Source organism: Mesorhizobium sp. M7A.F.Ca.CA.001.10.2.1, from assembly GCF_003998575.1.
GTDB lineage: Bacteria > Pseudomonadota > Alphaproteobacteria > Rhizobiales > Rhizobiaceae > Mesorhizobium.
The window spans coordinates 1-4,956 of sequence record NZ_RZQY01000443.1 but is presented as its reverse complement, the minus strand read 5'-3'; the positions used below and the strand labels follow the sequence as shown (position 1 = coordinate 4,956).

Annotated in this window: 7 protein-coding genes and 1 pseudogene; 4 read left to right on the top strand and 4 right to left on the bottom strand. The window is 60.4% G+C overall.

Annotation, left to right across the window (positions count from 1 at the left end; all coding sequences use genetic code 11):
- Positions 1-165 (top strand): annotated as a pseudogene (locus tag EN964_RS38765) (LysE family translocator); the annotation flags it as partial.
- A gap of 156 nt (positions 166-321) precedes the next feature.
- Complete coding sequence (locus EN964_RS24220) at positions 322-726, top strand: SET domain-containing protein (protein ID WP_127269950.1); 405 nt, start codon at positions 322-324, stop codon at positions 724-726.
- Here the strand turns inward: EN964_RS24220 and EN964_RS24215 are convergent.
- The 4 genes from EN964_RS24215 to EN964_RS24200 all read right to left on the bottom strand — a co-directional run bounded on the left by EN964_RS24215 (position 723) and on the right by EN964_RS24200 (position 3,862).
- Entirely contained in the window at positions 723-1,673 is a 951-nt protein-coding gene (locus EN964_RS24215) for a cytochrome c (protein WP_127269952.1), read from the bottom strand. The genes EN964_RS24220 and EN964_RS24215 overlap by 4 nt on opposite strands.
- A gap of 9 nt (positions 1,674-1,682) precedes the next feature.
- Positions 1,683-2,120, bottom strand: a complete 438-nt coding sequence (locus tag EN964_RS24210; RefSeq protein WP_127269954.1) for a cytochrome c — start codon at positions 2,118-2,120, stop codon at positions 1,683-1,685.
- A 157-nt stretch (positions 2,121-2,277) separates the two neighbouring features.
- Positions 2,278-2,877 (bottom strand): superoxide dismutase, encoded by a 600-nt coding sequence (locus EN964_RS24205; RefSeq protein WP_013532667.1) that lies wholly within the window; start codon positions 2,875-2,877, stop codon positions 2,278-2,280.
- A gap of 106 nt (positions 2,878-2,983) precedes the next feature.
- Positions 2,984-3,862 (bottom strand): branched-chain amino acid aminotransferase, encoded by an 879-nt coding sequence (locus EN964_RS24200; protein ID WP_127269956.1) that lies wholly within the window; start codon positions 3,860-3,862, stop codon positions 2,984-2,986.
- A gap of 157 nt (positions 3,863-4,019) precedes the next feature.
- Here EN964_RS24200 and EN964_RS24195 point away from each other — a divergent pair, with 157 nt between their 5' ends.
- Together EN964_RS24195 and EN964_RS24190 are read left to right on the top strand one after the other, a co-directional pair.
- Positions 4,020-4,682, top strand: coding sequence for a haloacid dehalogenase type II (locus EN964_RS24195; RefSeq protein WP_127269958.1), 663 nt, complete (start codon positions 4,020-4,022; stop codon positions 4,680-4,682).
- A 170-nt stretch (positions 4,683-4,852) separates the two neighbouring features.
- Positions 4,853-4,956 (top strand): twin-arginine translocation signal domain-containing protein (locus EN964_RS24190; RefSeq protein ID WP_127271951.1); only part of this gene is annotated, 104 nt, incomplete at its 3' end.

Here is a 4,956-nt window from a genome sequence, read left to right as displayed (position 1 = left end):
ATCTTCGTCGTACTGGGCCTTTTCAGCACGGTCGTCTTTGCCGTGAGCGCTGGCCGGCTCGGCACGTTCCTGCGCCGAAATCCGTCGGTGTTACGATGGCAGGGCAAAGTTGTCGGCGGCATCTACTGCGCTTTGGGCGTCCGTCTGGCGCTGCAGCAACGCTGACTCCAGACGATGATCGACGCGCCTTCCGAAGAGGCTGCGTGATCAGGGCTTTTTAAGTTCCCGTTGCTCATTTTCACTCGCAATTGCGATGACCGCGCGCTACCCAGTGCGCGGTTTTTCCCGGCCCGACAGCCTCCAATCGCGTAAAGGTCCATTATGCTGCTCGTCGACGTCTATCTCGACAAATCGCCTATCCAGGGAATCGGCGTCTTTGCCAAGAACCACATTCCTCGCGGCACTCTGATCTGGAAGCTGGACCCAAGGTTCGATCGGCTCATCGAGGTCGAGACTTATGAACGTGCGGCCGGCCCGGTGAAGAGCTATCTCGATCGCTACTCCTATCCCGACCGCCGCGATCCGAACTACATCGTCTTCGAAGCCGACGACGCGCGCTACATGAACCATGCCGACGAGCCGAACTGCGACGTCTCCTCACCGGAGGAGAGCTTTGCGCTGCACGACATCGCGCCTGGCGAAGAGCTGACCTGCAACTACAACCATTTCTTCGAGACGGGTTTCGATTTTCTCGGCGACCGCCACCTGTCTGAAGACTCGGTCTAGTTTGCCGTCTTCTTGCGGGCCGGATAGCCGTTTGGATGCGCCGGTATCGCCTTCAGATAGGCGGCGATGGCCGCACGGTCCTGCGGCGTCAGTTCGGCCATGTTCCGTTGGACATCGACCATGGCGCCGCCGACCGAATCGAAATCGGGCGTGAAGCCGGTTTCGAGATAGTTGGCGATATCGGCCTCCGACCAGTCGGCGAGACCGCCCTCGCCCGATGTGATGTTCGGCACGACGCCATTGCCTTCGGCGGCCACGGCGCCCGCCAGCCACTCGTTCTTCTTCGTGCCGCCCGCAAGATCGCGCGGCGTGTGGCATTCGCCGCAATGGCCTGGCCCTTCGACCAGATAGCGGCCTGCCATCACCGGATCAGGCTTGCCTTCGGGGAAGGCAACAACCGGCTGATCGCTGAGATAGAGCAATTTCCACAGGCCGATGCCGCGGCGAATATTGAAGGGAAAACCGAGCGAATTGCCCGCTGCCTTGCCGGCGACGGCCGGCAACGTCTTCAAGAAGGCATAGAGATCGCCAATGTCAGCCGGATTCATGCGCGCGTAGGATGCATAGGGAAACGCCGGATAGAAATGCTCACCAGAAGGCGACACGCCCTTCAGCATGGCATTGGCGAGGTCCTCGACAGACCATGCGCCGATACCGTCCCTGGGATCTTGCGAAATGTTGGGCGGCACGAAGGTTCCGAACGGCGTCTTGAGTTCAAGGCCACCCACGAGTTGAAGCCGGGCGTCGCCCTGTGAGCCCGGCTTTGCATGGCAGGATGTGCAACCGCCGGCATAAAAGATGCGCTTGCCCCTGGCTGCGTCGCCAGGACCGAGCTTGGCCAGGGTTTCCCTGTCGAGCGTCACCGGCGCCGACAGGACCCACCCGGCAACCGCGCCGACGCCGCCCAGAATGACGACGGCGCCGACAAGTTTCTTCAGCCATGCCATGGCTGGTGATCAGCCCTTCTTGATTCTGTAGCCTTGATGGCAGGTGCCGCAATCCGAGCCGATAGCGCCGACTTGCGCCTTCAGCGCGTCGGCATCGGCGGGAGCCGCAGCGACCGCGGCCTTCACGTCTGCGAGATATTTGTCCTCGGCTGCGTTGAAGCCAGCCATGTCTTGCCAGATCTTCGGCGAGGCCGTGGTATCGCCGGTGTCGCTGCCGGCCGGGAACAGCGCATCGGCATCGAATTTTTCCGCATTCGCCTGCAACGCCTGAAGTTGCGTCAGCACAGCCGCGGCATCAAAGGGCTCCTCGCCCTTGACAACTTTCGACAGGCCGCCGACGATCTTTCCACGTTCCTTCATCAGTGCCTGCCGGTCGAGGACCGGGTCGGCAAAAGCCGCCGAGGCCGCGAGTGCGAGCATAGAGATGGCGATAACAAGCTTTCTCATTCAATTGGCTCCATGATGAAGGCATTTCGGGACAGGACGTTAACGGATGCCGTAGGAGGAAAATTCCCTCCCCGGACGACTTTTGCCAGATCTTTGCTTTTTATGGGACACTGAAAAAGAAAAGCCCCGGGTGATACCGGGGCTTCCTGGAAATCGATCACTTCGCCTTTTCGTACAATTCAAGGACATGGTCCCAGTTGATCAGGCTGTCGACGAACGCCTCGAGATATTTCGGCCGGGCGTTGCGATAGTCGATGTAATAGGAATGCTCCCAGACATCGACCCCGAGGATCGGCGACGCGCCATGGACGAGCGGGTTCTCGCCGTTCGGCGTCTTCGAGATCGCCAGCTTGCCATCCTTGACGGAAACCCAGGCCCAGCCGGAACCGAACTGGGTCGTGCCGGCGGCAATGAAGTCGGCCTTGAACTTGTCATAGCCACCGAGATCGCTATCAACTGCCTTCTGCAGGGCGCCCGGCAGCTTGTTGCCGCCGCCGCCTTTCTTCATCCACTTCCAGAAATGGATATGGTTGTAGTGCTGGGCGGCATTGTTGAAGAGGCCGGCATTCTTGCCGAACGACTGCTTGACCACCTCTTCGACCGACAGATCACCCAAGCCTGCCTCGGCGGCGAGCTTGTTTCCGTTATCGACATACGCCTTGTGGTGCTTGTCGTGGTGATATTCCAGCGTCTCTTTCGACATGTAAGGCTGCAAGGCCTCATAGTCGTAAGGCAGAGCGGGCAATTCAAAGGCCATGGATAGTACTCCCTCGTGGAAAAATCCGGTGTCGACACCGGAGTAAGATAGGTCTGGAATGGATTGGGACAACTCCGGATGAAGCGTCGGTCGCCTTTTTATCCGCTCAAGCAGCGGAAGTCGAATGCGCCCAATCCCAATAGAGTTCGCGCGCCTTTTTGGCCACCGGCCCGGGTTGCAGATTGCGATCCTCGATACGCGTGACCGGCACGACCTTGGAATGGTTCCCGGTCGAAAAAATTTCGTCCGCTTCGAGGAAATCGCGCACCGACAGCGTCTTTTCCGTGGTCTTGAACCCATACTCGCCAAGCAGCGTTATCGTGCGCGAGCGGGTGATGCCGGACAGGAAGGTGCCGTTCGGCGCCGGTGTAAAGACATGACCGTCCTTGACCAGGAAGATGTTCGAGGTCCCGGTCTCGGCAACGTTGCCCAGCATGTCGAGCACCATTGCGTTGTCGAAGCCGCGCATCTTGGCTTCGAGAATGGCCCGGCCGTTGTTGGGGTAAAGGCAGCCGGCCTTGGCGTTGGTCGGCATGGTTTCGATGGTCGGACGCCGGAACGGCGACACGGTCACCGAAAAGCCAGTCGCCGGAATCATCGGCGATTCATAGAGGCAAAGGCAAAAGCGGGTAGACGCCGGATCGGCCGGGACGCCCATATAGCCGCCATGCTCGGCCCAGTACATCGGCCTGATATAGACCGCCGTCTTGCCGTCGAACTTCTTCAACCCGTCCCATGTCAGCCCGACGATCTTGTCGGCGCTCATGTTCGGCTTCAGGCCGAGTGCGATCGCCGAAGAATTCACCCTGGCGGCATGGAGGTCGAGATCCGGCGCCACGCCTTCGAACCAGCGGCCACCGTCGAACACGCTGGTGCCGAGCCACATGGCGTGGCTGCGCGGCCCCAGAATGGCGACGTTGCCCTCGTGCCAATCACCATCGACGAAAGTCCATGTCGCGGATTGCGCCGCAGCCGCCAGTGTCATCGTGTGGTCCCGCCTCAATCGGTCTCGTGTGACGGCCATTGGAAGATGCTTTGGCGGGCGCCGTCAACCGGCATCATGGAGTTTTGTTGAGGCCAGTGCCGGGGCGCAATGCAATCAAAGCTTGCACCTTGTCGCACCTGCCCTCAAAACTGTTGTCATGCAATACGCCGCCTATGTCTTCGACGCCTATGGCACGCTGTTCGACGTGCATGCCGCCGTGCGTCGTCATGCCGACCGGATCGGGCCGGACGGCCAATTGTTGTCCGAGATCTGGCGCGCCAAGCAGCTCGAATATTCCTGGGTGCGCACGCTGATGGGCGCCTATGCCGATTTCTGGCAACTGACCGAACAGGCGCTCGATTTCGCCTTGCGCAAAGTTCCCTCGGCCGACCCCGGTCTCAAGGCGATATTGCTGGATGCCTACTGGCGGCTGGATTGCTATCCGGAAGTGCCGGCCGTGCTCAAGGCGCTCAAGGCTTCGGGAGCGAGGCTGGCGATCCTGTCCAACGGCTCGCCCGAAATGCTGCAGGCGGCGGTCAAATCCGCCGCGCTCGACCAGGTTCTGGATGACATCTATTCCGTCGATAGGGTGCGGCGCTTCAAGACCGACCCGGCGGTCTACGATATGGTCGCCACCGGCTGGCGCCTCTACCCCGGCGCGGTTTCCTTTCAGTCGTCCAATCGCTGGGACATTGCTGGCGCCACCAAATTCGGTTTTCGCACGGTGTGGATCAACCGCTCCGACCAGCCCGAAGAATACCGGGATTTCCCACCGGCCCTTATCCTGCCGTCGCTCGAAGCCCTTGTGCCCGGCAGCTAGGAAACCTGTGTCTCTGGCGCCACAGTAGCAGCCTGGTCACAGCTTCGCCTTTGTTTGCCCACGTTCGGGCCAGAATCGGAACCGCCTATCGCCCCAGGTGTTGTCAGGCACCCGCGCAACTGTCGGCGAATTCACGTTTTGTTGCGATTTGAGACTTAAAGAAGGCAACCATGTCCATTACCGAAATCGAATCTTTTCGCCTGAGCCGTCGCGGCTTTCTCAACGCCGCAGCCCTGGGCGCCGCTTCGATCGCGGTTTCCGCATGCGCTACCAC

What these genes read in the sequence shown, in the direction of transcription:
- EN964_RS24220 (WP_127269950.1), top strand. Translation starts at nt 322, where the DNA reads ATGCTGCTCGTCGACGTCTATCTCGACAAATCGCCTATCCAGGGAATC.
- EN964_RS24215 (WP_127269952.1), bottom strand. Translation starts at nt 1,673, where the DNA reads ATGGCATGGCTGAAGAAACTTGTCGGCGCCGTCGTCATTCTGGGCGGC.
- EN964_RS24210 (WP_127269954.1), bottom strand. Translation starts at nt 2,120, where the DNA reads ATGAGAAAGCTTGTTATCGCCATCTCTATGCTCGCACTCGCGGCCTCG.
- EN964_RS24205 (WP_013532667.1), bottom strand. Translation starts at nt 2,877, where the DNA reads ATGGCCTTTGAATTGCCCGCTCTGCCTTACGACTATGAGGCCTTGCAG.
- EN964_RS24200 (WP_127269956.1), bottom strand. Translation starts at nt 3,862, where the DNA reads ATGACACTGGCGGCTGCGGCGCAATCCGCGACATGGACTTTCGTCGAT.
- EN964_RS24195 (WP_127269958.1), top strand. Translation starts at nt 4,020, where the DNA reads ATGCAATACGCCGCCTATGTCTTCGACGCCTATGGCACGCTGTTCGAC.